Annotated in this window: 3 protein-coding genes; all 3 read right to left on the bottom strand. The window is 42.1% G+C overall.

What is annotated here, in order from left to right:
- Positions 1-231 precede the first annotated feature (231 nt).
- The gene (locus tag A3757_RS19980) at positions 232-759 is read right to left on the bottom strand and encodes a hypothetical protein (RefSeq protein WP_068553902.1); all 528 of its coding nucleotides are present in this window, start codon (positions 757-759) and stop codon (positions 232-234) included.
- 505 nt (positions 760-1,264) lie between these two features.
- Entirely contained in the window at positions 1,265-1,513 is a 249-nt protein-coding gene (locus A3757_RS19985; protein ID WP_068553900.1) for a hypothetical protein, read from the bottom strand.
- A gap of 2 nt (positions 1,514-1,515) precedes the next feature.
- Positions 1,516-1,706, bottom strand: a 191-nt coding sequence (locus A3757_RS27705; RefSeq protein WP_231878330.1) for a hypothetical protein, incomplete at its 5' end; no start/stop codon positions are given.

Raw genomic sequence — 1,706 nt, forward strand, 5'->3', positions numbered from 1 at the left:
CCGTCGAAATTACTTGCTTCATCTGATGCGTTGACGCTTCCCTAACGGGAAGAATGTTAATTAAAAAGAAAGGCTCTGGCCGAGGTTCCGGCAGGATTTTGTGCGGGCCTCTTGACGTGGGGAGTCATACCAACGCCCTGCTAAACGGCGGAGTACAAGTGGCGACTTTTTTGCTGCGGAGCGCGAAAAAGGTGCGACTTGTACGGAGTCCGTTTGAGCTGTTGGTTATAACTATTCACTCCGGTATACGCGTTCAAAGTTTAATGAGGTTGGCCTAGATAAACAGACATTGATCTCATCCAAGTTCCTAACTACACCATTAATAACTTCTAGTTCGTGCCTGGTTTCTTCGTAGAACTCACCTTCACAAAGTTCGTTGATATTTTCGCTTCCAAAATACAAACCATTTACGTCGATATGAACGATATCAAGTTTAGTGATGCTAGCTTTTTCCGAATACTCGTATGTCATATCTACTTCATTGGCAGTGACCCCACTTGGCATGACAACCTCAGGGCCAATTACATATGTACCAGACTCAATAGTTGGCCCTAAATCATCTAAATATTCAATGGTTTTGATAAATACACCATCATTAAGCGACCAAACAAACTCACCTACTCGACCTCCTAACACAACACCATCTGAACGCCATTCACCATTAACCTTAGACTGATTCGTGGTGTTCTCTTTAGAGCCGGACGAACAGCCAACGAGTAAAAAAGTAAGAATATACAAAAGGGGTAAATTGATTTTCATAGCTTCCTTATAGTTATAACGCTTTTATAAACGGCGCACGGCTCTATCGTGCGTCCAACGCAGGCCACGTCTCTTTGTGGCCGGAGTGATGTTTGATGAACTGGTTAGATGTTTTAGAACACCCAACTAGACCAACACCACATTGTGTAGCCGAAGGCGGAACCAGCGTTCTTGACCTTTGGCTACAATAGTTAAGATGAAGACTTTACCGGATTCCCTAGGAACACACCACCGACGAAGCCTCTACAAATAAAAATGTGCCTGAGAAGCTTGAACAGCAGAGCGGAACAGTTGGAAACCGTGCCACCTACCCTAAAAATTTAAACGGAGGAATGCTTAATAAGAACTGAGCATTCCCTGCCGAATATTGAGCCTTAACTCTAAAGGCAAAAAAACATTTAACGCCCAGCTCACCGCGCGTAGTAATGTTGGCGACTTTACTGCGTGTTTTTGCAGGAAAGGTGCAAACATTACGGAGTCCGGTGGAGCTGATGGTTATATGCATTTATGTATAAAGTTCCCATGGCCCAAATATTAACAACGCCAACGCGAATGTTAAACCAAAAAACATGCCCCACAAAATTGAAAAGACTTTTTGGTTAACTGAACGAATAAATGTAACACCGCCCATAATAAAGAAAACCCAAACACCCATTAATATTAATAACCACTGATAAGCAGCAGCCGATACAAGGCTGGCAATTAGAAATGATAACCAGAAATGCTTTTGTGTAGATTTATTTACTATATCCATGGTTACTCTGAGATAGCTATTGCGCTTGTAAGTGATTTGGATTTTTTAAGTGCTCGATAACCTAGCACCATAACAATAATTAAAACCGTACAGCGGCCAAAAATAAAACCTACATCGTACGCGGAAGACTCAGATGTCAGTAAAAAGTAACCGGTTTCGATAAAACCAAGTGCACCAAATAAAACCAAAACTG

This window comes from Oleiphilus sp. HI0117 (assembly GCF_001635235.1).